Annotated in this window: 20 protein-coding genes; 8 read left to right on the top strand and 12 right to left on the bottom strand. The window is 70.2% G+C overall.

The annotated features are described in order from the left end of the window. Window positions 1–3 precede the first annotated feature (3 nt). The 4 genes from ACZ6BG_RS10730 to ACZ6BG_RS10715 form a co-directional block, all read right to left on the bottom strand. On the bottom strand, window positions 4–2,100 hold the full coding sequence (locus ACZ6BG_RS10730) for an ATP-binding SpoIIE family protein phosphatase (RefSeq protein WP_468999562.1): 2,097 nt from the start codon (window positions 2,098–2,100) through the stop codon (window positions 4–6). 56 nt (window positions 2,101–2,156) lie between these two features. Next, window positions 2,157–2,873: a class I SAM-dependent methyltransferase gene (locus ACZ6BG_RS10725; RefSeq protein WP_468999561.1), complete on the bottom strand. Its 717-nt coding sequence runs from the start codon at window positions 2,871–2,873 to the stop codon at window positions 2,157–2,159. A 116-nt stretch (window positions 2,874–2,989) separates the two neighbouring features. Next, window positions 2,990–3,673: a cytidylyl-2-hydroxypropylphosphonate hydrolase gene (gene fomD / locus ACZ6BG_RS10720; protein ID WP_468999560.1), complete on the bottom strand. Its 684-nt coding sequence runs from the start codon at window positions 3,671–3,673 to the stop codon at window positions 2,990–2,992. A 240-nt stretch (window positions 3,674–3,913) separates the two neighbouring features. Then, window positions 3,914–5,347 (bottom strand): class II fumarate hydratase, encoded by a 1,434-nt coding sequence (locus tag ACZ6BG_RS10715; protein WP_468999559.1) that lies wholly within the window; start codon window positions 5,345–5,347, stop codon window positions 3,914–3,916. Window positions 5,348–5,478: 131 nt separating this feature from the next. Between ACZ6BG_RS10715 and ACZ6BG_RS10710 the strand changes: the two genes are divergently transcribed. Then, window positions 5,479–7,026 carry a ricin-type beta-trefoil lectin domain protein gene (locus tag ACZ6BG_RS10710; RefSeq protein ID WP_468999558.1) on the top strand — a complete coding sequence of 516 codons (1,548 nt, stop codon included), beginning with the start codon at window positions 5,479–5,481 and terminating at the stop codon, window positions 7,024–7,026. Between the two features lie 129 nt (window positions 7,027–7,155). Here the strand turns inward: ACZ6BG_RS10710 and ACZ6BG_RS10705 are convergent, their stop codons facing one another. Beyond that, on the bottom strand, window positions 7,156–8,823 hold the full coding sequence (locus ACZ6BG_RS10705; RefSeq protein ID WP_468999557.1) for a fumarate hydratase: 1,668 nt from the start codon (window positions 8,821–8,823) through the stop codon (window positions 7,156–7,158). Window positions 8,824–9,044: 221 nt separating this feature from the next. On the opposite strand from ACZ6BG_RS10705, the gene ACZ6BG_RS10700 reads away from it, so the two are divergent. Both ACZ6BG_RS10700 and ACZ6BG_RS10695 read left to right on the top strand, forming a co-directional pair. Further along, window positions 9,045–9,713 carry a DUF1707 SHOCT-like domain-containing protein gene (locus tag ACZ6BG_RS10700; RefSeq protein ID WP_468999556.1) on the top strand — a complete coding sequence of 223 codons (669 nt, stop codon included), beginning with the start codon at window positions 9,045–9,047 and terminating at the stop codon, window positions 9,711–9,713. A 181-nt stretch (window positions 9,714–9,894) separates the two neighbouring features. Beyond that, window positions 9,895–10,311: a WhiB family transcriptional regulator gene (locus ACZ6BG_RS10695; RefSeq protein WP_468999555.1), complete on the top strand. Its 417-nt coding sequence runs from the start codon at window positions 9,895–9,897 to the stop codon at window positions 10,309–10,311. 150 nt (window positions 10,312–10,461) lie between these two features. On the opposite strand, the gene glpX is transcribed toward ACZ6BG_RS10695, so the two are convergent. Next, window positions 10,462–11,496, bottom strand: coding sequence for a class II fructose-bisphosphatase (gene glpX / locus ACZ6BG_RS10690; RefSeq protein ID WP_468999554.1), 1,035 nt, complete (start codon window positions 11,494–11,496; stop codon window positions 10,462–10,464). A gap of 203 nt (window positions 11,497–11,699) precedes the next feature. On the opposite strand from glpX, the gene ACZ6BG_RS10685 reads away from it, so the two are divergent. Next, window positions 11,700–12,242 carry a DUF4245 domain-containing protein gene (locus tag ACZ6BG_RS10685; protein ID WP_468999553.1) on the top strand — a complete coding sequence of 181 codons (543 nt, stop codon included), beginning with the start codon at window positions 11,700–11,702 and terminating at the stop codon, window positions 12,240–12,242. A gap of 106 nt (window positions 12,243–12,348) precedes the next feature. On the opposite strand, the gene ACZ6BG_RS10680 is transcribed toward ACZ6BG_RS10685, so the two are convergent. The 4 genes from ACZ6BG_RS10680 to ACZ6BG_RS10665 form a co-directional block, all read right to left on the bottom strand. Next, complete coding sequence (locus ACZ6BG_RS10680; RefSeq protein WP_468451355.1) at window positions 12,349–12,939, bottom strand: malonic semialdehyde reductase; 591 nt, start codon at window positions 12,937–12,939, stop codon at window positions 12,349–12,351. 166 nt (window positions 12,940–13,105) lie between these two features. Then, window positions 13,106–13,351 (bottom strand): exodeoxyribonuclease VII small subunit, encoded by a 246-nt coding sequence (locus ACZ6BG_RS10675; RefSeq protein WP_468999552.1) that lies wholly within the window; start codon window positions 13,349–13,351, stop codon window positions 13,106–13,108. Window positions 13,352–13,360: 9 nt separating this feature from the next. Beyond that, window positions 13,361–14,584: an exodeoxyribonuclease VII large subunit gene (xseA, locus tag ACZ6BG_RS10670; RefSeq protein ID WP_468451358.1), complete on the bottom strand. Its 1,224-nt coding sequence runs from the start codon at window positions 14,582–14,584 to the stop codon at window positions 13,361–13,363. 35 nt (window positions 14,585–14,619) lie between these two features. Continuing rightward, window positions 14,620–16,011: an APC family permease gene (locus tag ACZ6BG_RS10665; RefSeq protein ID WP_468999551.1), complete on the bottom strand. Its 1,392-nt coding sequence runs from the start codon at window positions 16,009–16,011 to the stop codon at window positions 14,620–14,622. A gap of 87 nt (window positions 16,012–16,098) precedes the next feature. Between ACZ6BG_RS10665 and ACZ6BG_RS10660 the strand changes: the two genes are divergently transcribed. Together ACZ6BG_RS10660 and ppgK are read left to right on the top strand one after the other, a co-directional pair. Continuing rightward, window positions 16,099–17,094 carry a 4-hydroxy-3-methylbut-2-enyl diphosphate reductase gene (locus ACZ6BG_RS10660; protein WP_468999550.1) on the top strand — a complete coding sequence of 332 codons (996 nt, stop codon included), beginning with the start codon at window positions 16,099–16,101 and terminating at the stop codon, window positions 17,092–17,094. Between the two features lie 147 nt (window positions 17,095–17,241). After that, complete coding sequence (gene ppgK / locus ACZ6BG_RS10655) at window positions 17,242–17,994, top strand: polyphosphate--glucose phosphotransferase (protein WP_468999549.1); 753 nt, start codon at window positions 17,242–17,244, stop codon at window positions 17,992–17,994. A gap of 37 nt (window positions 17,995–18,031) precedes the next feature. Here the strand turns inward: ppgK and ACZ6BG_RS10650 are convergent, their stop codons facing one another. Continuing rightward, on the bottom strand, window positions 18,032–18,508 hold the full coding sequence (locus ACZ6BG_RS10650) for a DUF6542 domain-containing protein (RefSeq protein ID WP_468999548.1): 477 nt from the start codon (window positions 18,506–18,508) through the stop codon (window positions 18,032–18,034). A 507-nt stretch (window positions 18,509–19,015) separates the two neighbouring features. Here ACZ6BG_RS10650 and ychF point away from each other — a divergent pair. Together ychF and ACZ6BG_RS10640 are read left to right on the top strand one after the other, a co-directional pair. After that, window positions 19,016–20,104: a redox-regulated ATPase YchF gene (gene ychF / locus ACZ6BG_RS10645; RefSeq protein WP_468451368.1), complete on the top strand. Its 1,089-nt coding sequence runs from the start codon at window positions 19,016–19,018 to the stop codon at window positions 20,102–20,104. 358 nt (window positions 20,105–20,462) lie between these two features. Then, window positions 20,463–22,082 carry an endonuclease NucS domain-containing protein gene (locus tag ACZ6BG_RS10640; RefSeq protein WP_468999547.1) on the top strand — a complete coding sequence of 540 codons (1,620 nt, stop codon included), beginning with the start codon at window positions 20,463–20,465 and terminating at the stop codon, window positions 22,080–22,082. A gap of 122 nt (window positions 22,083–22,204) precedes the next feature. Here ACZ6BG_RS10640 and ACZ6BG_RS10635 read toward each other — a convergent pair whose 3' ends face one another. Further along, a complete protein-coding gene (locus tag ACZ6BG_RS10635) occupies window positions 22,205–22,798 on the bottom strand; it encodes an HNH endonuclease family protein (RefSeq protein WP_469000202.1) in 594 nt (197 codons plus the stop codon). Between the last annotated feature and the right edge of the window lie 108 nt (window positions 22,799–22,906).

The following is a 22,906-nucleotide window of genomic DNA, read 5'->3' as shown; positions in this document are numbered from 1 at the left end:
GGTTCAGCCGTTCTGGTTCAGCTCGAACCAGACCACCTTTCCCGTACTCAGCCGCGTGGCACCCCAGCGCCGCGCCAGCCTGTTGACCAGGTAGAGCCCGCGTCCGCCCTCGTCCGTCGCGCGGGCCTGGCGCAGCCGCGGGAGCTGCGGCACGTCGTCGCCGACCTCGCAGCGCAGCACGTCCGTGCGAAGCAGCCGCAGCGTGATCGGCCGCGTGGCGTACCGCACGGCGTTCGTGACGACCTCGCTGACGAGCAGCTCCACGGCGTCGTTCAGCTCGGTCAGACCCCAGCGCTCCAGGGCGCTGCGGGCCAGCCTGCGGGCGCGCGACGGGGTGGCGTCCTCCGGTTCCAGGAACCAGTACGCCACGTCGCTCGGCGCGATCCCGTCGAAGCGGGCGGCGAGCAGGGCGATGTCGTCGTCGCGGTCGCCGGGGCCGAGCATGTCGAGGACCTCGTCGCACAGGGCCTCGAGGGGCGGCGGGTGGTCGGGACCGGTGAGCTGGGCGGTGGCGGCGAGCCGCTCGCGCAGCTGCTCTATGCCGGTCCACACGTCGCGCAGCCGGGACTCGACGAGCCCGTCCGTGTACAGGAGCAGCGTGGCGCCCGCGGGCGCGTCCAGCTCGACGGCCTCGAAGTCGACGCCGCCCACGCCGATGGGCGCGCCCGGCGGCACCCGCAGGACTTCCGCGCGGCCGCCCAGGTGCAGCAGGACGGGCGGCGGGTGGCCCGCGTTGGCGATGGTGATGCGGTGCGATACGGGGTCGTACACCGCGTACAGGCAGGTCGCCATGCGGTCGGAGCCGAGGCGCTGGGCCTGCTCGTCGAGGTGGTGCAGGACCTCCTGGGGCGGCAGGTCGAGACCGGCGAGGGTCTGCGCGGTCGTACGGAGCTGGCCCATGATCGCGGCGGACGTCATGGAGTGCCCCATCACGTCACCGACGACCAGGGCGACGCGGCTGCCGGGCAGCGGGATCGCGTCGTACCAGTCGCCGCCGACGCGGGCGGTCTCGGCGGCCGGGAGGTAGCGCGAGGCCAGGCGCACGCCGGTGGCGCGCGGCAGGGTCTCGGGGAGCATCGTGCGCTGCAGTTCGTCGGCGATGTACGCCTCGCGGCCGTACAGGACGGCCTTGTCGATGCCGAGCGCGCTGTGCGTGGCGAGCTGGGCGGCGACCAGGAGGTCGTCGGCCTCGAACGGGTGCCGGTCGGGGCGGCGCAGGAAGACCGCGGCCCCGATGACCCGACGCCGCCCCCGCAGCGGCGCCAGGATCGCGCGCTGCCCGCCGGGCACTCTGCGCCCCTCGCCGAGCAGCTCGGGCAGCGCGCCGAACGCCGACGCCGCGTCCGCGAACACCGGCCGCACCCCGCGCAGGACCTCGGCGAGCGCGCTGCCCACGCGGACCTCGCACAGCTCGGCGGCCAACGACAGGTCGGACTGGACCTGGAGGGCGGGCAGCGTGCCGCCGTCGGTGTCCTGGTCCTCCGGGATCCGGTCGGTGCGGCGCAGCCGGAGCAGCAGCGGTCCCACGGGGCGCTCGTCGCCCACCGGCAGCGGGTCGCGCAGATAGACGAGGATCGCGTCCGAGAACGTCGGCACCGTGGCCCGGCACAGGCCCATCACGATCTCGTCGAGGTCGATGCCGCGGGCGATGCGCCGGGTGGCGGCGCCCACGAACCGCAGCCGGTCCCCGTCGCGCCGCATCGCCGCCGGACCCGGCGGGCGCGGACGGCCCGAGCGGCGCTCGGCGCCATCGGGGGCGCCCGGCACGTCACTCACGCCGGGGAGGGCCGCCGGGCCCTCGGTGCCCGGCCTGGCCGCGTCGGGGCCGGGGTGGGGCTGGGTCGGCACGCCCTCGGGGGCCGGGCGGGGGCGGTGGCTGCCCGGGCCTTCCGTGGCGGGCGTGGACGACTGGGCGTGCTCGCTGCCCGTGCCCGCGTCCTGTTCACCCGTGCGCGCCTGCGCGGGCAGGGCGTTCACGCCACCGGAGCCGAACGTTTCCGTCTCCGGGGCACGCAGCAGCGCCCCGCGGGGATCCGCGGGGGCGGTTGGCCGGGCAACTGGTGCCTTGCGGCCCTCGTAGGGGCTGAGGTGCTCCGTCACGCGTTTCGAATCCGTCCGTCCGGGGCTGCGCGCCGCGCGCGCCGTCCAAGCGTTGCTCAGCCGCGTCGGCAGTGCAGGAATAACTGGTGCTCGGGGTTGGGGCCTCCCCTGCTCGAACGTAGCTGAGAGCCAGGGGAAGCGTCGGTGCTCGCCGGGGCGTACGAGTACGACTCCTCGTGGGCGATGTCGAAGCCGGCGTCCCGCACGACCTGCCGCAGTTCGTCCCGCAGGTAACCGGATACCCGGATTGTGTGCCCCAGGAACGGAATTGCCACGTCGTCAAGGTCGGCCTCGACCATGGACAGTCCCAGCAGACCGCCGGGCCTGAGCAGGGACCGCAGCAGTCGAAGAGCCGACGGTATCTCCTTCCGGGGCAGCATCAACAGCGCGAAGAAACAGGCAATTCCGTCGAACTGCCCCACAGCGCCCGGTCCTTCGCCCGAGGGGCGCAGATTCGCCAGATCCACCCGTCGGAACTCGGCCATCGGCGGCGGTACGTTCGCCCGGGCCAGCTCCAGCATGCCCGCCGACAGGTCGACGCCGAGCACCGAGTGGCCCGCCTCGGCCAGTTGCCGGGTCGTCGGCAGGCCCGTGCCGCAGCCCACATCCAGGATCCGGGAGCCCGCGGGCAGTTCCTCGGCGAGGCGGCGGCCCGCCGCGAGTTGGCCCGCCTTGTGCGGGAACGCGACGTCGTAGGCCGAGCCGATGGCGTCGAACGCCTCGGCCTGGCCCGTGCGGTCGTGGCCGCCAGGCGCGCGGTATGCCTCGCTCACGTTCAGCCGCTCCTTGATGACATCCTGTCAGGCGCTGCGGGGGCACGAGGAGTTGTTGCTGTGCGCCCTTGCGGAGGACGATCCTACGTTTGAACCACGGGGGCGCATCAAGGGTCTCATGAGGACACGTGCGCGGGCGTACGGTCCCAGTCCTGGGGGAGGGCGGGAATCCGCCACGACGGGTCCGGGCGCCAGCTCGGCCAGTCGTCCCCGAAAGGAGGTCCCCAGGCGCGGATGACGTCCACGGCCGCGTGACCCGCCTCCCGTACCGCCGCCGCCTTCCGTTCCGTCATCAGGCCCGCCCGCTGGGCCTGGGCGAACTCGTCCTCGTCGTGCCAGCGCCAACTTCCGTCCGGGCGTACGGAGATGTCCAGGAAGTGGTCCTCGGAGTCCACGCCGCCGTGCCAGCGGGTCCGCGGCTCCTCCAGGTTCACGTACCAGTTCTTGAAGCGCCAGCCCGGCTCCCAGAACAGCCACACCGACCACGGCTCGTCCGGCCGCGCCAGCTTCAGCACACCCGTCCCGGACCAGCGGTCCCTGCGGGTCGTCCTCGGCTTCGTGTACCGCGTGGCCAACGGCTCCCGGTGCACCGGGGTCCCGTCCTCCAGCACCGGCTTCACGCACTCCGTGCCCGGTGCCATCCAGACGGCCAGCAGGTCCTCCTCGTCCCGCGCGACCGTGACGGGCCGACAAATGTGGAACCCCTCACCGGCGTTCTCCCGATACCGCCACAGAACCTGTGTCCCCGGCTCCCACCGAGCCGCCCTCACCGCGCCCACTCCGCCGTCGTCGTCTGTCATGAACAGATATTAGGGTCTGCGGCCCTGTTCCCTGCCGGGGGCTCCCCAACCCCACCCCTTCCCGAACCCGGGGCTCCGCCCCGGACCCCGTATCGGCGCTTCGCGCCTCGTCCTCAAACGCCGGACGGGCTAGATCAGGTGCTGCTGTTGTATTTCAGCCCCTCCGGCGTTTGAGGAGCGGGGTCCGGGGCGGAGCCCCGGGTTCGGGAAAGGGGTGGGACTGGGGCGCCCCGCGCAGGCCTACGGCCGCGTCATCCGCAGGACGTCCAGTGCGGCGTCAAGCTGCGCGAGCGTCAGGTCGCCCCGCTCGACGTACCCCGCGTCGAGGACGACCTCACGGATCGTCCGGCGCTCCGCCAGGGCCCGCTTGGCGACCTTCGCCGCCTCCTCGTACCCGATGTACTTGTTGAGCGGGGTGACGACGGAGGGCGAGGACTCGGCGTACTCACGGGCCCGCTCGCGATGGGCGACGATCCCGTCGACCGTCCGGTCGGCGAGCAGCCGCGCCGCGTTGGCGAGCAGCCGCACCGACTCGAGCACGTTCTTGGCGATGACCGGCAGCATGACGTTGAGCTCGAAGTTCCCGGAGGCCCCGGCGACGGCGACGGTGGTGTCGTTGCCGGTGACCTGCGCGGCGACCATGAGGACGGCCTCGGGAATGACGGGGTTCACCTTGCCGGGCATGATCGAGGACCCGGGCTGCAGATCGGGCAGGCTGATCTCGGCGAGCCCGGTCCGGGGCCCGGAGGCCATCCACCGCAGGTCGTTGGAGATCTTGGTGAGGCCGACGGCGATGGTCCGCAGCTGCCCGGAGGTCTCGACGACCCCGTCGCGCGCGCCCTGCGCCTCGAAGTGATCGCGCGCCTCGGTCAGCGGAAGGCCGGTGGCCCGGGCGACCTCGGCGATGACGGCGGCGGAGAACCCGGGCGGGGTGTTGATGCCGGTGCCCACGGCGGTTCCGCCGAGCGGCAGTTCGGCGAGCCGCGGCAGCGAGGCCCGCAGCCGCTCGACGCCGTACCGCACCTGCGCCGCGTACCCCCCGAACTCCTGCCCGAGGGTGACGGGCGTGGCGTCCATCAGATGCGTACGCCCGGACTTGACGACGTCGGCGAACTCCTCGGCCTTGCGCGACAGGGCGGCGGCGAGGTGGTCGAGGGCGGGGATCAGATCGCCGGTGACGGCGGCGGTGGCCGCGATGTGGAGGGAGGAGGGGAAGACGTCGTTGGAGGACTGCGAGGCGTTGACGTGGTCGTTGGGGTGGACGTCCCGGCCGAGCCGCTCGGTGGCGAGGGTGGCGATGACCTCGTTGGTGTTCATGTTGGACGAGGTGCCGGAGCCGGTCTGGAACACGTCGACGGGGAAGTGCGCGTCCCAGCGCCCGTCGGCGACCTCGCGGGCGGCGGCCACGATGGCCCCGGCGATGTCCTGGTCGAGCACGCCGAGCTCGGCGTTGACCTTCGCGGCGGCCGCCTTGATCTCGGCGAGGGCCGCGATGTGGGCGCGCTCCAGGCGCTGGCCGGAGATGGGGAAGTTCTCCACGGCGCGCTGGGTCTGGGCCCGCCACTTGGCGTCGGCCGGCACCCGCACCTCGCCCATGGAGTCGTGTTCGACGCGGTATCCGCCCTGGTCAACGCCGTTGTCTCGGCCCTGCTCGCCGCTGTCGCCGCCGCTCATGTCCGTTGGTCCTTCCGTGCTGCCGGGTACGCAACTGCCTCAAAAAGTTGAGCACTTGTCTTGTTCGGAGTATTCCCAAGCCCCCTACCCACCAGTAAAAACCGTGGGTAACACCAAACCGGGGAGGCGCAATGAAGCGCGTTCAACGCGTCAGACGTGCCGGCGCGAGCCGGCTGCGCGGCACACTCACGGCGGCCGCCGCCGTCACGGTCCTGATCGGCGGGGCCGCCACGGCCGTCCCGGCCCAGGCCGCGGACCCGAAGGGCCCCGCCCCCGCGGCGACGCCCCTGCCGCCGGAGCTGGAGAAGATCCGCGCGGCCGAGGCCACCAAGCTGTACGGCGACCCCGCCGAGCGCCCGCTCGCCGACCGCAAGACCGGCCTGATCTCCCTCGGCGACAGCGAGATCAGCGGCGAGGGCGTCGGGACGTACGAGCCGGGCACCAACGGCCCCGACAACTGGTGCCACCGCTCGCCGGACGCCGCCATCCACCGCACCGGCATCCCCGCCGACGTCACGTACAACGTGGCCTGCTCGGGCGCGCAGACCGTCAACATCAGGATCGGCGGCCAGAAGCAGTACGCGGACGAGCTGGTGCAGAGCGACAACCTCGCCATCAAGGCCCGCAACACCCGGATCAAGACGATCCTGCTCGTCATCGGCGCCAACGACGACCTCCAGTTCTCGCCCGTCATGACCGACTGCGTGACCCGCTACCTCACCCTCCAGGGCCCGTGCGCGCCCAAGTACAAGGACGGCTGGCAGGCCCGCGTCGACGCGCTCGTGCCCAAGGTCGAGCAGTCCGTACGCGATCTGCGCACCGTCATGGACCAGGCGGGCTACGCGGGTGACGACTACAAGCTCGTCGTCATGGGCTACCCGAGCCCGATCGGCCCCGACTTCCGCGACAACCCGGAGTTCCCCGGCAAGCTGGCCTGCGGCGGCCTCGGATACGACTCCGACACCGAGTGGGGCCGCAACGAGGCCGTGCCCGCCTTCGAACGCGGCATGCGCAGGGCCGCGAAGAACTCCGGCGCGCTCTACCTCGACAACTCCCGGCTCTTCCACGGCCACGAGGTCTGCATGGAGGACACCTGGGCGCGCGGCCTGTACGTGGACCTGACCAACCCGTTCCCGCCGGACTCCAACTCGGTGCGCCAGTCCTTCCACCCCAACGCCCGCGGCCACGGCGCCTTCGCCTCCTGCCTCACCCAGCTCCACAACTCCGACTGGCGTGAGGGCAGCTGCGCCGACCCGGCGTCCACGGGCAGCGCCAAGCTGTACGAGGGCGGCTGGGACGACGCGTACAAGCCGCTGACGAACGAGGCCACGAAGACCTGCGTCGACGCGGACGCCTCAAGCAGCCGCAACGGCACCAAGGTCCAGGGCTGGGACTGCACCGGCAACCGCAACCAGACCTGGTGGTACGACTCCGGCCAGCGCTCCCTGCACACCGGGCTGACGCAGGACCGCTGCCTGGACGTCCCCGAGGGCGCCTACAAGGAGGGCACAGCCGTCACCCTGTGGAACTGCCACGGAGGCAGCAACCAGAAGTTCGTCCGCGACGCAGGCACCCTGCGCCCCACCGCGAACACCACCCTGTGCCTGACCCTCGCGGGCCCCAAGGAGCCCCTGCGCCTCCAGAAGTGCACAGGCACACCGAACCAGAAGTTCGCGTAGCGAACAAAGCCCGTCCGGCGTTTGAGGACGAGGCGCGAAGCGCTAAAAAAGGGGGCCAGGGGGCGAAGCCCCCGTACGGGACGGGTAGGGGCGGCGGGGGCGAAATCCATCCCCCGCCGCCCGCAGGCGCTACGCCAGCCCGGGCCCCCGCACCTGAATGGACGTGAACGTCGGCTCCGGAGCCGGATTCTGGAAGAAGTCGTTGCCCTTGTCGTCGACGACGACGAATGCGGGGAAGTCCTCGACCTCGATCTTCCAGACGGCCTCCATGCCGAGCTCCTCGTACTCGACGACCTCGACCTTCTTGATGCAGTCCTGCGCGAGCCGCGCGGCAGGCCCACCGATCGACCCCAGGTAGAAGCCGCCGTGCGCGTCACACGCGTCCGTGACCTGCTGGGAGCGGTTGCCCTTGGCCAGCATCACCTTGGAGCCACCGGCGGCCTGGAACTGCTCCACGTAGGAGTCCATGCGCCCGGCCGTCGTCGGCCCGAAGGACCCGGAGGCGTACCCCTCGGGGGTCTTGGCCGGTCCGGCGTAGTACACCGGGTGGTCCTTCAGGTACTGCGGCATCTCCTCGCCCGCGTCGAGCCGCTCCTTGATCTTGGCGTGCGCGATGTCGCGGGCGACGACGAGCGGTCCGGTGAGGGAGAGGCGGGTCTTCACCGGGTGCTTGGTGAGCTCGGCGAGGATGGCGTCCATGGGCTGGTTGAGGTCGATCTTCACGACGTCACCGGCCTCATCCAGGTGCTCGTCCGTCGTGTCCGGCAGGAACCGCGCCGGGTCGGTCTCCAACTGCTCCAGGAACACGCCCTCGGCGGTGATCTTCGCGGTGGCCTGTCGGTCGGCCGAGCAGGAGACGGCGATGGCGACGGGCAGCGAGGCGCCGTGTCGCGGCAGACGCACCACGCGCACGTCGTGGCAGAAGTACTTGCCGCCGAACTGCGCGCCGATGCCGATCTTCTGCGTCAGCTCGAAGACCTTCTCCTCGAGCTCCTTGTCGCGGAAGCCGTGGCCGGTCGCGGAGCCTTCGGCGGGCAGCTCGTCCAGGTAGTGCGCGGAGGCGTACTTCGCGGTCTTCAGGGCGAACTCGGCGGACGTGCCGCCGACGACGATCGCCAGGTGGTACGGCGGGCAGGCCGCCGTGCCCAGCGACCGGATCTTCTCCTCCAGGAACTTCATCATGGAGGCCTCGTTCAGGACCGCCTTGGTCTCCTGGTAGAGGAACGACTTGTTGGCGGAGCCGCCGCCCTTGGCCATGAAGAGGAACTTGTAGGCGCCGCCGTCGGTCGCGTACAGCTCGATCTGCGCCGGGAGGTTGGAGCCGGTGTTCTTCTCCTCCCACATGGTCAGCGGGGCCATCTGCGAGTAGCGCAGGTTCAGCTTCGTGTACGCGTCGTAGATGCCGCGCGACAGGGCTTCCTCGTCGCCGCCCTCGGTGAGGACGTTCTGGCCGCGCTTGCCCATGACGATGGCCGTGCCGGTGTCCTGGCACATCGGGAGCACGCCCGCGGCGGCGATGTTCGCGTTCTTCAGCAGGTCGAGGGCGACGAACTTGTCGTTGCCCGAGGCCTCCGGGTCGTCCACGATGCGCCGCAACTGCGCCAGGTGGGCCGGGCGCAGATAGTGCTGGATGTCGTGGATCGCCTCGGCGGCGAGCTTGCGCAGCGCCTCCGGCTCGACCTTGAGGAACGTGCGCCCGTCGGCCTCGAAGGTGGACACACCCTCGGAGGTCACCAGCCGGTACGGGGTGGTGTCCTCTCCCAGCGGGAGCAGATCGGAGTACGCAAACTCTGGCATGACGCCCAATTCCTCACTCGGCAGACAGCGGCGCGACCTCCATTGGTGGCGCCCGACCAGCGTAGAGCGCCCCGGGAGTGCCGGTCTGGTGAGGTAAGGCTCACTTGACGGCGGCGGCCGCGTCGGCCGGACCCGCGCGCCGGCCGCCGCGCCCCGCGCGCGACCGGCCGGCCCCTCGTGGGGTCTGGTCGCGATCTATCGCGTTTGGGTACGCTGACGGCGTGGACCTAGAGAAGCGTTCCCAGACCCCTGCCGCCAAGGCGCCCGCGCGGCTGCGCGCTTCGGACGCCGACCGAGACCGCGCCGCCGACATCCTCGCCGAGGCGCTCGCCACGGGCCGGATCGACCCGGAGGAGCACGGCGAGCGGATCGACGGGGTCTACAACGCCAAGACCGTCGCCGAGCTCGAGCCCTTCGTCGAGGACCTGCCCGCCCCCGGCGACAAGGGCCCCTCGTTCGAGAAGGCGCCCGCCCGGCCCTCGCCCGGCGAGGTCCCCGAGAGCGCCGACGAGACCCTGTACGCGGTCTTCGGCGACGCCGTCCGCAAGGGCCGCTGGCGCGTCGGCCGCCGCACGCACGCGTACGCCGTGTTCAGCGATGTCGTGATCGACCTCAGCGAGGCCGTCTTCGAGCACCGGCAGGTCGTGATCAAGGGTTTCGCGCTGTTCGGCGACGTGAAGATCCGCGTCCCGGAGAACATCTCGCTGCGCGGCCGGGGCAGGGGCGTCTTCGGCACCGTCGAAGTGGACACCCTGGACTCCGAGGAGAAGGACGCGCCGGTCGTCTTCGTCGAGGGCTTCGCCGTCTTCGGCGACATCAAGGCCCGGCCCAAGCGCGGCAAGCTCATCCGTGACCTGCGCGGATATCTGCGCAAGCGGCTGGAGGGCTGAGCGCGCCGCCCGCCGCCGCGGCACCCGGGCACCCGCTCGACGACGACACGTTCCGGCCACCCGCGCCGCACGGCAGGAACCGGAGCTTCCGTACACCGGAACCCAGTGCATAGGCCCGCACACAGCGGGTAGAGCTTCGGGCATCGTCTCTCGCTCGCGAAGCCGTCGTCAGGAGTAGACCGTGCTGCAACCGACGCATCAGTCCCTGCAGGTCGCCGTACCGGCGGAGGGGGCCTCCCCTGCACGAGCGCAGTCGAGCGCTTGGGGAAGGGTGCCAGCGCGCGAGCGGGACCAGGACAACCCATGGCACTCCGACGCCGTGTGCCGCCGGGACGAGGCCGGTCTCTTCTTCGCCCCGTCCAAGGAGCCCACCGCGGCCCGGCTCTCCCGCGAGGAGGCCGCGAAGCGCGTCTGCGCCCGCTGTCCCGTGATGGTCGAGTGCCGTGAGCACGCCCTGCTCCAGCCCGAGCCGTACGGCGTCTGGGGCGGCCTGACCGCCGCCGAGCGCCGCGTGGTCCTCGCCCGGCGCCGCCGCCGCGACCTGGAGCTCCAGAAGGCCACCCGCACCGCCGCGGGCACCATCGCCGCCGCTGGCTGAGCGGCCGCGAACTCCGGGGCGAACTCCGGGGTCGCTGCGATCTCCGGGGGCTGGTGAGGGGCGGCGCGCGCGAGGGCTCATCCTCGTACGACGACGGGGGCGCTCCCCGCACGGAGCGCCCCCGTCGTCGTATGCCGCCGCGGCCCCCGTCTACTTGGCGCGGTCGAAGTCGATGGCGCTGTACGCGCGCAGCTTCGAGAGCCGGTGGTCGGAGTCGATCTTCCGGATCGTGCCGGACTTGGAGCGCATCACGAGCGAGGACGTCGAGGCGTTCTCGGCGCGGTAGCGCACACCGCGGAGCAGCTCGCCGTCGGTGATGCCGGTCGCGACGAAGAACACGTTGTCGCCGCTGACCAGGTCGTTCGTGGAGAGCGTGCGGTCCAGGTCGTGCCCGGCGTCGATCGCGCGCTGCTTCTCCTCGTCGTCCTTGGGCCACAGCTTGCCCTGGATGACACCGCCCAGGCACTTGATCGCGCAGGCGCTGATGATGCCCTCGGGGGTGCCGCCGACGCCCATGAGCAGGTCGACGCCGGTGCCCTCGCGGACCGCCATCACCGAACCGGCCACGTCGCCGTCCGAGATGAACTTGATGCGGGCGCCGGTCTCGCGGATCTCCTTGACGATGCCCTCGTGCCGGGGCCGGTCCAGGATCATCACGGTGACGTCCTCGGGCGAGGACTTCTTGGCCTTCGCGACGCGGCGGATGTTGACCGCCGCGGGCGCGTTGATGTCCACGTAGTCGGCGGCCTCGGGGCCGGTGACCAGCTTGTCCATGTAGAAGACGGCGGACGGGTCGAACATGGTGCCGCGGTCGGCGGCGGCAAGGACGGCGATGGCGTTCGGCATGCCCTTGGCGGTGAGGGTGGTGCCGTCGATCGGGTCGACGGCGATGTCGACCTCGGCGCCGGTGCCGTCGCCGATGCGCTCGCCGTTGAAGAGCATCGGCGCCTCGTCCTTCTCGCCCTCCCCGATGACGACGACGCCGTTCATCGAGACGGTGTGGACGAGGGTCCGCATGGCCCTGACGGCGGCACCGTCCGCGCCGATCTTGTCGCCGCGGCCGACCCAGCGGCCCGCGGCCATGGCGGCGGCTTCGGTGACCCGGACGAGCTCCAGGGCGAGGTTGCGGTCGGGAGCCTCCGGGGAGACCACGAGTTCGGACGGCAGCGAATGATGCTCGGTCATCGAGGCGCACCTTTCTGATGCGGAACAAAAACTGCGCCCGGAGGGCGTCCCTGCAAGGGCGGGGGCGGGAGACGGGCGGGCGGCCGGATGAGGGATATGCCTTGACTCTATCCGCAGGTCGAAAGAATGAGCAGAGGGCCCCACACGTGAGCGCGGGTGGGGCCGTGCCGAGGCGGCGGCGTGGACCTGCGACGATGGGGGGCGTGGCAGGCAGAAATGGCAAGCAGACCGTGCGGAACATGCTGCTCTCGATGGCCGTCATCGGCATCGTGGTCGCAGTGATCTACGTCTTCGTCCCGCACGACGATTCCGAGGAACCGGTCGAGCGGGTCGACTACCGCGTCGAGCTCCTGACCGCCAGGCGGGCCGCGACCTACCCCGTGGCGGCGCCCCAGGGCCTCCCCAAGTCGTGGAAGCCGACGTCGGTGCGGTTCAACGGCGCCGACCACGACAGCTGGCACCTGGGCTTCCTCGACCCGGCCGGGGAGTACGTGACGGTCAAGCAGTCCACGGCGAAGCCGTCCGAGTTCATCGAGACGGCCACGCAGAAGGCGCGCAAGACCGAGCGCACCCAGGAGATCGCGGGCAAGACGTGGCACCGCTACAAGGGCTCGCGCTATGACGCGCTCGTCCTCCAGGACAAGGGCGCGACGACGGTGGTCGCGGGGACGGCCTCGTTCGGTCAGCTGACGGCGATGGCGGAGTCCCTGGAGATGAAGCGGACGCCGGTCGAGACCGGCGTGTAGCGGTACGCGGTACGGCGAATGGCAGTGGTACGACGAGAGGCCCCCGGCGGTGTCGCCGGGGGCCTCTCGCGTTCTGCCGTGTCCTGCTGCGTCCTGCTGCCGGGACTCAGACGGTCGTGATGACGTCCTCGTACTCCAGGCGCGGGGAGCGCGGGAACCAGGCGTCGTCGCCCGGCTTGCCGATGTTGATGACCATCAGCGGGGTGTGGTCGTCGTCCAGGAACTCCTTCTGGACGCCGGCGAAGTCGAAGCCGGTCATCGGGCCCGCGGCGAGGCCGGCGGCGCGGATGCCGACGATGAAGTACGCGGCCTGCAGCGCGGCGTTCAGGCCGGCGGCCTGCTCACGGACCGGGCGCTCGGAGAAGAACGCGTCCTTGGCCTGTGGGAAGTGCGGGAAGAGGGCCGGGAGCTCCTCGTGGAACTCGTTGTCCGCGGCCAGGATCGCGACCAGCGGCGCCGTGGCGGTCTTCGGGCGGTTGCCCTCGGCCATGTGCTGGACCAGGCGCTCGCGGGCCTCGGGGGAGCGGACCAGGGTCACCCGCAGGGGGGACTGGTTGAACGCGGTGGGGCCGTACTTGACCAGGTCGTAGATGGCCTGGACCTGCTCCTCGGTGACGGGCTCGTCGGTGAAGGTGTTCGCGGTGCGGGCCTCGCGGAAGAGCAGGTCCTGGGCGGCGGGGTCAAGAACGAGGGACATCTTTACAACCTTCTCGATGCGTTGCTGAGGGCTCCGGCGGCGGTCCTTGCGCCCGTGGGAGGTGCCTGGGTGCCTGCCGGTGGGATCGACACTACGACAGTGAGGTTCAATATTCAACTAAAGCTCGGGCATGGTGATCCGCTTCACAGGGATGGGCCCAGGCGCCCTACGCGTCCTCGGTGTCCGGGTCGTCCTCGGCGTCCGGGGCCGCGAGGGCCGCGTCGAGCCGGGCGCGGGCCCCGTCCAGCCAGCGGCGGCACGCGGCGGCCAGCTCCTCGCCGCGCTCCCACAGGGCGAGCGACTCCTCCAGGGTCGTACCCCCGGCCTCCAGGCGGCGCACCACCTCGATCAGCTCGTCCCTGGCCTGCTCGTAGCCGAGCGACGCCGCTTCCGTATCCGTCCTGCTGGTCATGCGCCCACCCTAGATGTCGACTCGTACCGTGAATTCGCCGTCGGCGACCCGGGCCCGCAGCTCCTCGCCGGAGGCCACCTCGTCGGCCGCCCGGACCACCGCGCCGCCGCCCCCGTCCGCCGTCCTCTTCTGCAGCACCGCGTACCCCCGCTGGAGGGTGGCGGCGGGGGAGAGGGCCACCACGCGCGCGTGCGTGTGGGTCAGCTCCGACTCCGCGCGGTCCAGGAGGTGGCCGAGCGTGCGGCGCGCCCGGTCCGCGTACGCCGTGATCTGCTCCTCGCGGTCCTCGACCATGCGGTGCGGATGCTCCATGCAGGGGCGGGCCAGGGCGTGCGCCAGGCCGCGCTCCTCGCGGTCAAGGAACGCCTCGACGCTGCGGCGCGCGCGGTCCCGCAGGAACGCCACGCGCTCGTACTCCTCGCCGACGTCCGGCACGACCTTCTTCGCCGCGTCCGTGGGGGTCGAGGCGCGCAGGTCGGCCACGTAGTCGAGGAGGGGGGTGTCGGGTTCGTGGCCGATCGCGGACACCACGGGCGTACGGCACGAGGCCACCGTGCGCACCAGCTGCTCGTCGGAGAACGGCAGCAGGTCCTCCACGCTGCCGCCGCCGCGCGCGACGACGATCACGTCGACCTCGTCGAGCGCGTCCAGCTCCTTCACCGCCTGCACCACCTGGGGGACGGCGTGCACGCCCTGCACCGGGACGTTGCGCACCTCGAAGCGGACGGCCGGCCAGCGGTGCCGGGCGTTCTCCAGGACGTCCCGCTCCGCGGCCGAGGCGCGGCCGCAGACCAGGCCGATGAGCTGCGGCAGGAACGGCAGCGGCTTCTTGCGGTCCGGCGCGAACAGGCCCTCGGCGGCGAGCGACTTCTTCAGCTGCTCCAGGCGGGCCAGCAGCTCCCCGACGCCGACCGGCTTGATCTCCGCCGCCCGCAGGGACAGCTGGCCCCGTGGCGCGTACCACTCCGGCTTGGCGTGCACCACGACGCGGGCGCCCTCCGACACGACGTCCGCGATCGCGTCGAACACCTGGCGGTAGCACGTGACGCTCACGGAGATGTCGTGCGACGGGTCGCGCAGCGTCATGAACACCACGCCCGCCCCCGGGCGCCGCGACAACTGCGTGATCTGCCCCTCGACCCAGATCGCTCCGAGCCGGTCGATCCAGCCCCCGATGAGCCGGGACACCTCACCCACGGGGAGCGGCGCGTCAGCGGACGTATTGAGACCCATGAGCCGAGCGTATCGGCCCCCACCGACAGCGCCCGCTACGGAACCGGCGGCCTGCCCCGAGCCCCCTGGACAGCCAGCACCACCAGGCCCACCCCCAGCCAGATCGCGCCCACCACCTGCGCCGAGCCGGACGCCTCCACGATGACGGCGACGACGATCGCCGCACCGAGCACGGGCACGAGGACGTGCCGCCACCAGCTCACCTCGCCACCCCGCCGCCGCACCGCGAACCAGCCCACCACGCTCGCGTGCAGCAGGAAGAAGGCCGTCAGCGCCCCGATGTCGACCACCGACACCAGATGGTCCATGCCGTCGTCCCGCCGGGCCGCCCACACGGCGGCCACGAGCGTGACGACGGCGGCGCAGAGGAGCGCGACCCGCGGCGTACCCGACTCCGTCTTCGACAGCAGCCGCGGCAGCCGCCGTTCCCGCGCCATCGCGAACAGCAGCCGTCCCGCGGCCGCCTGCCCGGCGAGCGCCGCGAACGCCGCCCCGATCGCCTTGCTGACGGCCACCAGGTCGTGCAGCCAGTCCCCGACGGCCGCGTCCACGGAGGAGTAGAAGGCGGACCCCTGGTCACCGGGGTTGGCGGCGAGGTCGGCCGAGGAGACCGGGGACAGCAGCGCCACCAGATACGTCTGGAGGACGAACAGCACACCCGTGAGAGCCAGACAGAACAGCACGGCCCGCGCCACCTTCGCCGAGCCGCCCGTCACCTCCTCCGCGAACGAGGCGATCGCGTCGAAGCCGAGATAGGACAGGACGGCCACGGACACGGCCCCGACCACCGCCGACAACGCGAACGCCCCTTGCGTACCGTCACCCGTCAGCGGTGAGAGCCACCCCCGCTCCGCCCCGTCCCGCGCGAGCACCACGACGGCCGACACCACGAACACCAGCAGGACGACGATCTCCAGCGCGAGCACCGCGAACCCGACCCGCGCTGCGGGCCGTACGCCCCACAGGTTCAGGGCCGTCGTCAGGGCCACCGCGATCGCCGTCCACACCCACCGGGACACCGACGGCACCAGCTCGTGCATGGCGATCCCGGAGAAGAGGTACGCGACGGCCGGGATCAGCAGGTAGTCCAGCATCGCCATCCAGCCCGCGATGAACCCGGGCCCGTTGCCGAGCCCCACGCGCGCGTAGGCGAACACGGAACCCGCCTGGGGGACCACCTTCACCATCTGGGCGTAGCTGAAGGCGGTGAACGCCATGGCGATCGTCGCGATGACGTACACCAGTGCCACCGCGCCGTGCGACTTCGCGTCGAGCGTCCCGAAGACGCCGACCGGGGCCATCGGGGCGATGAACAGCAGACCGTAGACGACCAGGTCCCGGAAGCCGAGGCTCCGTCTCAGCCCCTCGCCGTCGGCCGAGGGTTCCCCGTCGGGCGGCAGGGGCGCATTCGTCGTGTGGGCGGACATCGAGCCTCCGGGTGCCTCCGCTGGTCACGCAGTGGCTCCCAGTCTCCCCACTGAGGCGATCTTTGACCTGTCGTACGCGGCCTTACGATGGTCCGTATGACTGCAACGCCTGGCTCCCGCCGTGTCCTGCTCGCCGCTCCCCGTGGCTACTGCGCGGGTGTGGACCGTGCCGTGATCGCCGTCGAGAAGGCCCTGGAGCAGTACGGGGCCCCGATCTACGTCCGCCACGAGATCGTCCACAACAAGTACGTCGTGCAGACCCTGGAGAAGAAGGGCGCCATCTTCGTCGACCAGGTGGAGGAGGTGCCGGAGGGCTCCATCGTGATGTTCTCCGCGCACGGCGTGGCGCCGACCGTCCACACGGAGGCCGCCGAGCGCAGTCTCGCCACGATCGACGCGACCTGCCCGCTGGTCACCAAGGTCCACAAGGAAGCGGTGCGGTTCGCCAAGGAGGACTTCGACATCCTCCTGATCGGCCACGAGGGGCACGAGGAGGTCATCGGCACGTCCGGTGAGGCCCCCGACCACATCACGCTCGTCGACGGCCCCGAGGACGTCGCCAACGTCGAGGTGCGCGACCCGGACAAGGTCGTCTGGCTCTCCCAGACCACGCTCTCCGTGGACGAGACGATGGAGACGGTCGACGCCCTGAAGGGCAAGTTCCCGAACCTCCTCTCGCCGCCGAGCGACGACATCTGCTACGCCACGCAGAACCGCCAGACCGCGGTGAAGAAGCTCGCGGAGGACGCCGAGCTGGTCATCGTCGTCGGCTCCAAGAACTCCTCGAACTCCATCCGCATGGTCGAGGTCGCCCTGGAGGCGGGCGTGCCCGCGTCGCACCTGGTGGACAACGCCGGGGAGATCGACGAGGCCTGGCTCGACGGCGTGACCACGGTCGGCCTGACCTCGGGCGCGTCCGTCCCGGACGTCCTGGTGGACGGCGTCCTGGAGTGGCTGGCCGAGCGGGGGTACGCGGACGTGGAGACGGTGAAGACGGCCGACGAGTCGATCACCTTCTCGCTGCCCAAGGAACTGCGCCGCGACCTGCGCGCCGAGGCGGCGGAGCTGTCCGCGAAGAAGTAGCCCGCGGGGCGACGGGCCGGGGCGACTGGGCCGACCGGGGCGATCGGGGCGATCGGGCAGACCGGGGCGGCCGGGGCGATCGGTCCAAGCGGGCCGACCGGTCCAACCGGGGCGTGCCTGTCAGTCCGGCGTCGTAACGTGGGGTCCATGCAGATCTTCGGTGTGGACATCGGCGGATCCGGGATCAAGGGGGCACCCGTCGACCTGGAGCGCGGGGACCTGGCCCAGGAGCGGCACAAGGTGCTGACGCCGCAGCCGGCCACGCCCGAGGGCGTGGTCGAGGGCGTGCGCGAGGTCGTCGAGCACTTCGGCTGGACCGGCCCGGTCGGCGCCACGTTCCCGGGCGTGATCATGGACGGCGCGGCGCGCACGGCGGCGAACGTCGACAAGAGCTGGATCGGCACGGACATCCGCAGCCTGATCTCCGAGCGCATCGGCGGCGCCCCGGTGACCGTCCTGAACGACGCGGACGCGGCGGGCGTCGCCGAGATGCACTTCGGCGCGGGCCGCGGCCGCACGGGCACGGTCATCACGCTCACCCTCGGCACGGGCATCGGCAGCGCCGTCTTCACCGGCGGCCACCTCGTGCCGAACACCGAGCTGGGCCACCTGGAGCTGCACGGCCACGACGCGGAGAAGAAGGCCTCCTCCAAGGCCCGCGAGGACGAGGACCTGACCTGGGAGCACTGGGCGCACCGCGTCCAGAAGTATCTGGCGCACGTCGAGATGCTGTTCTCGCCCGAGCTGTTCATCATCGGGGGCGGCGTGAGCCGCAAGGCCCACAAGTTCCTGCCCCTGATCAAGGGCATCGAGGCCGAGATCGTCCCGGCGGAGCTGCAGAACAACGCGGGCATCGTGGGCGCGGCGATGGCGGCGCGGGCGGACGGGCAGGGGGCGTAGCCCACGGGCCCGCACACCTCGCGGCCGACCAGGCCTCCTAGGAGGCGGGCACCCGCCGCTGCGGCGGCCGCACCCGCCCACCCCGTCGCTGCTGCTGTTCCTTCCACTGCCGCTGCTGGCGCCGCCGGTTCATGAGCTTGACCTTGCGCACGGTCACGATGACACCGGCGACCAGCGTCCCGCCGTACAGCCAGCCCGCGTGCAGCGCCAGCGACGTCAGCAGCCCCATGAACTGACCGCCGAAGCCGTCGGTGCCGCCGGAGATCGGCAGCACCCCGGCCGCGAACGCGATCGGCACCGCGACGGGCGCGGTGACCAGGTCGGCGGGCCGCACCCACAGCGCGGTCAGGGCGCTCACGGGCAGGAACAGCACGCCGTACGCGACGAGCGAGCCGCCGAAGAGCAGCCGGAGCAGGCACGCGAGCACGAACATCACGGCCGCGGCGAAGAGCCCGCTGCCGAGCCCGGTCAGTCGCGGATTGGGCATCCGGCGCAGCTTCCGGTACAGCGGCATCCGGCTGACCCTGCGGTACACCGGCGTTCTGCGCAGGACGCGGACGAGCGGCGAGGCGGGCCTGCGGGGGCCCGGCGGGGTACGGGGTACGGGGGGCTCCGCGGGGCTGCCTTGTTCGGGCAGCGGCGCGGTGCGGCGCGGCCTTGCGCCCGGGGGACGGGTCCTGTGTTGCTCCACCGGTCCAACCTAGGTCGGCCCGGGTGGTCATACCGTATTGGGACACGCGTTTTGGCCGAGCTTGGCGATGCGTTCGACAGGGCGGCGGTACGGGGCGGGGGCGCGGGGGCCCCGGAGCGGGGCCCGACGGCGGCTCCGGGCGGGTACGGGGGCGGGGCGCGACACGCCGTAGACTGGTGGATCGCCAGACTGGTGGATCGCCCCGGACGACGAGGACAGCGCGCAGCACCGCCGACCCTCCCGGGAGGCCAGCCAGCCCCTGTCACCCCAGCCAGTCCCTGACAGAGCCCTCTGCCAGTCCTCCAGTCCTCACGTACGGGAAGTCGCAACGTGTCGCTCACGATCGGAATCGTCGGTCTGCCCAACGTCGGCAAGTCGACCCTGTTCAACGCCCTGACCAAGAACGACGTCCTTGCGGCCAACTACCCGTTCGCGACGATCGAGCCGAACGTGGGCGTGGTCGGCGTCCCCGACCCCCGCCTCACCAAGCTCGCCGAGATCTTCAGCTCCCAGAAGATCCTCCCGGCCACCGTCGACTTCGTCGACATCGCGGGCATCGTGCGCGGCGCGAGCGAGGGCGAGGGCCTGGGCAACAAGTTCCTCGCGAACATCCGCGAGTCCGACGCGATCTGCCAGGTCATCCGCGCCTTCAAGGACGAGAACGTCGTGCACGTCGACGGCAAGGTCTCGCCCAAGGACGACATCGAGACGATCAACACCGAGCTGATCCTCGCGGACCTCCAGACGATCGAGAAGGTCCTGCCGCGCCTCCAGAAGGAGTCGCGCATCAAGAAGGACATCGCCCCGAAGGTGGCGGCGGTCGAGGCGGCCAAGGAGATCCTGGAGAAGGGCGACACCCTCTTCTCGCAGGGCATCGTCCAGGGCTCGGAGCGCGCGGAGCTCCTGCACGACCTGCACCTCCTCACCACCAAGCCCTTCCTCTACGTCTTCAACGTCGACGAGGACGAGCTGACCGACGACGACTTCAAGGCCGAGCAGCGCGCACTGGTCGCCCCGGCCGAGGCGATCTTCCTCAACGCCAAGCTGGAGGCGGACCTCGCCGAGCTGGACGACGAGGAGGCCCTCGAGCTCCTCCAGTCCGTCGGCCAGGAGGAGCCCGGCCTCGCCACCCTCGCCCACGTCGGCTTCCGCACCCTCGGCCTCCAGACCTACCTCACGGCAGGCCCCAAGGAGTCCCGCGCCTGGACCATCAAGCAGGGCGCGACGGCCCCCGAGGCAGCCGGCGTCATCCACACCGACTTCCAGAAGGGCTTCATCAAGGCCGAGGTCATCTCCTTCGCCGACCTGGTGGAAACCGGCTCGGTCGCCGACGCCCGCTCGGCGGGCAAGGCGCGCATGGAGGGCAAGGAGTATGTGATGCAGGACGGGGATGTGGTGGAGTTCCGCTTCAACGTGTAATCGATTGATTACTGAACGTTGATGCACTTCGTTTGACGTGCAGAGTAGGGGTCGAGCTCTCTTGAGCTCGACCCCTGTCGTCTCCGCATTGGCCCTAGCTGTGCCAGATTGACGGCTGAGTGCCGTACTTCTCGATGATGCGATGCATGTCAGCTCGCTTAAGGTCCCAGAGCGTCTTGTGCGGCTTGAGTGCTGAGTCAAGGCGAGATGGAACATCAGCCGCCGGGAGCTTCCATCTCTGGCGAGCGCCGTGACAGGTTAGGTCTCTTCACTGGAAGACCTGATGCCGCGAGCAAGTGTCTCGCCAATCGTCCACAACCGTAGGGCTGTTGTCAGCCCTACGGCTTAGCCTTCGATCATGCGGCCGCCACTTGAACACGAGCTGCGTGAAGCGCTCGTACGTAACTTGGAGTTGATCGAGCCGGGCCTCCGGCCGGTTCAACTCAAGGAGTTCCCCCTGCCCAATGCCCACGGCACCAAGGGCAGCATCGACATCTTGGCTCGAGACCGTCACCAGATGTGGGTGGTCGTCGAGCTGAAGCGGTCGCGGTCCAGCGCGCGGCAGGCCCTACATGAAGTGAACAAGTACGCCGAACTCCTCTGTCGGGAGAAGAACCTCGCCCCTGACCGTATCCGAGCTGTGATCGTGGCAATGCCAGATGACTGGGAGGAGTTGCTGACTGCCGTCAGCAACGCAGCGCGAGACTGGAGCCATGACCTTCGTGGCTACCGTCTCCTCCTGGATGATGATGGTCAGCCCATCGCTGCCGAGCGGGTACAACTGCTGCCGCGAGCCTTCGAGCCTCGCATCACCCCCATTCACAACCTGTTCTTCTTCAAGACGGAGGAACAGCGGTTGCACGGCTGGAATCTCATCAGCAAGGTTGCCGCCGATCTCGGAGCGCTGGATCTACTGGCGGCGGACTTCGACCGCGTGGCGCAGAAGCAATGGATCCCTGCCCCGTTCGGCCTCTACCTGGCGGTAGGCCGCGTCGATGAGGCACGCGCATCGGTGGACCTTCTGAGCGGTTATGACGGTCCAGAACCGTTCGCCGCCGAGCATCCTGCCGAGTATCTGGCCCTCTGCGCGATCTGCAACCGCCTGGCGCGCAGCGAGATACGGGGCATGAACATGGAAGGAGCTCGGCCGGGGTTGATGACCAACCTTGCTGACGATCCCAACTGGGCCATTCAAGGCTTCCGAGGCACTGGAGCTTTCGATGACACAGCGGCCTTTGAAGACCGAGATCTATTTCGGTTTCTCTCCGGGGATGATCGAGGTGACGGTCAGGTCCTCTACACGGGGTCGGCGAGCCCGCGGGTAGCAAGCCGCTGGCAAGGCTTCCGGAGAGAGATCCGACAGAGTTTGGTCGGCAACCCGGTGTGGGAGTCGCTGGTTGCCGGTTGGCTTGATGAGAAGAGTGAGAAGGTCGGATACGGGGACATTGGCCTGCACATCTACAACCCCTGCAACCTCCTGCAAGCGATCATCCATGGATGGCCAAGCCGATTGGAGGAGTTCCTGCCCATGGTCATGGGGGAAGCCGTATCCGATGAGGGGCAGCACAGCTCAGTGCGGGGCGCCTTGTGCTGGAACGGTCGAGGCATGTCCCTCCCTGCGGCGGTACGGCTCGTCTACCGGGACTCTCTGGTCCTGATGAGCAACATGTACGGCGGAGTCCTGTGGGAGCGTGACCAAGAGTTGCTGGAACTTCTCGGGCTTCAGTACGTGCTCTTGGAGAAGATCGGCCCAGGCCAAGCAGAGCCATCCGCAGTCGATGAGCGTCGTATATGGGTGCGACACGAGCAGGGCGCTCGCGGCTACTCCTCACTCGCGAACCCGTCCGCATACGCACAGGCGTGTGCGGGCATAGCGGCGAACGGGGAGATTATCTCCGTCACGCAGTACCTCAACAAGTATTCCCGTGAGGTAGAGCTGGTGGCCAGGGAGTATCGCGCCTTCTTCCATGTTGTTTAGCTCCGCCGGAAAACGAGTCCGCCTGCGGCGCTCGACCGCCGCAGGCGGGGCGCACCGAAGTGGTGATTCACTGGTTGGCACACGCCAGCGCGTCCCAGTGCTCCGAATGCCTGCGACAGAGTTCAGCGGTGTGTTGGAAGCGGGACACCGAGACCTGTGCGCATCGAAGGGATCCATCCCCGATGACCCGGGCTAGCGGCCCAGGCGGAGAGCGCCTCAGGGAAGTGTCTGTCCTCCAAAACCGACGCGAGAGGCGTGCCCGCCAGGCTTTCCAGAGTGCGGAGTACCTCTGGGAAGTCTGCCCGGTACAGACGTACGGCTGTGCGTGTGGCAGCGTCGGTCCTTCCAAGCTGCACCTGGTCGTGCCATCGGATGAGTCCGGAGATGAACATCTCGCAGGCGTCCGCGCGGCCCTTCCGTAGCTCGTCGCGGTTTAGCCCAAAGACCTCGATGCTGTGCCTACCCTTAGGCGTGCGGCATTTCAGCTCGCCCGTCCTCGGCAGCAGCTTCAGATGATCCGCAGGGTCGTCCACAGTTGGGTCGATGAGCAGGCAAGCGCCCGTTTCGGGGTCACAGGGAAAGAGGTGGCGTTTCTCGTTGCTGTTGCAGTGCGAGCAGGCCAGCAGATGGTTGTCCCAAGAAAAGGTCCGAAGCGGGGTACGAGCCTTCGGCTCGAAGTGGTCGATGTCCGTTCCCTGGTTATCCAGGCAGTACATGCAACGAATACGACCGGGGGCCATCTGCTCCAGTAGACCTTTAATGTGTCTTCTGGCCGCTCGCGCCCCCTTCCACTGCTCATCGGCTGCGTTGCTTGTAGCGCCTGC

The organism is Streptomyces sp. NPDC041205 (genome assembly GCF_055591765.1).
The sequence above is the reverse complement of the archived record's forward strand: the minus strand, read 5'-3'. Positions and strand labels throughout refer to the sequence as shown.

Coding starts and splice junctions, on each gene's coding strand:
- fomD (WP_468999560.1), bottom strand. CDS start 3,673: ATGACAGACGACGACGGCGGAGTGGGCGCGGTGAGGGCGGCTCGGTGG.
- ACZ6BG_RS10715 (WP_468999559.1), bottom strand. CDS start 5,347: ATGAGCGGCGGCGACAGCGGCGAGCAGGGCCGAGACAACGGCGTTGAC.
- ACZ6BG_RS10710 (WP_468999558.1), top strand. CDS start 5,479: ATGAAGCGCGTTCAACGCGTCAGACGTGCCGGCGCGAGCCGGCTGCGC.
- ACZ6BG_RS10705 (WP_468999557.1), bottom strand. CDS start 8,823: ATGCCAGAGTTTGCGTACTCCGATCTGCTCCCGCTGGGAGAGGACACC.
- glpX (WP_468999554.1), bottom strand. CDS start 11,496: ATGACCGAGCATCATTCGCTGCCGTCCGAACTCGTGGTCTCCCCGGAG.
- ACZ6BG_RS10680 (WP_468451355.1), bottom strand. CDS start 12,939: ATGTCCCTCGTTCTTGACCCCGCCGCCCAGGACCTGCTCTTCCGCGAG.
- ACZ6BG_RS10675 (WP_468999552.1), bottom strand. CDS start 13,351: ATGACCAGCAGGACGGATACGGAAGCGGCGTCGCTCGGCTACGAGCAG.
- xseA (WP_468451358.1), bottom strand. CDS start 14,584: ATGGGTCTCAATACGTCCGCTGACGCGCCGCTCCCCGTGGGTGAGGTG.
- ACZ6BG_RS10665 (WP_468999551.1), bottom strand. CDS start 16,011: ATGTCCGCCCACACGACGAATGCGCCCCTGCCGCCCGACGGGGAACCC.
- ACZ6BG_RS10660 (WP_468999550.1), top strand. CDS start 16,099: ATGGTCCGTATGACTGCAACGCCTGGCTCCCGCCGTGTCCTGCTCGCC.
- ppgK (WP_468999549.1), top strand. CDS start 17,242: ATGCAGATCTTCGGTGTGGACATCGGCGGATCCGGGATCAAGGGGGCA.
- ACZ6BG_RS10650 (WP_468999548.1), bottom strand. CDS start 18,508: ATGCCGCTGTACCGGAAGCTGCGCCGGATGCCCAATCCGCGACTGACC.
- ACZ6BG_RS10640 (WP_468999547.1), top strand. CDS start 20,463: ATGCGGCCGCCACTTGAACACGAGCTGCGTGAAGCGCTCGTACGTAAC.
- ACZ6BG_RS10635 (WP_469000202.1), bottom strand. CDS start 22,798: ATGTACTGCCTGGATAACCAGGGAACGGACATCGACCACTTCGAGCCG.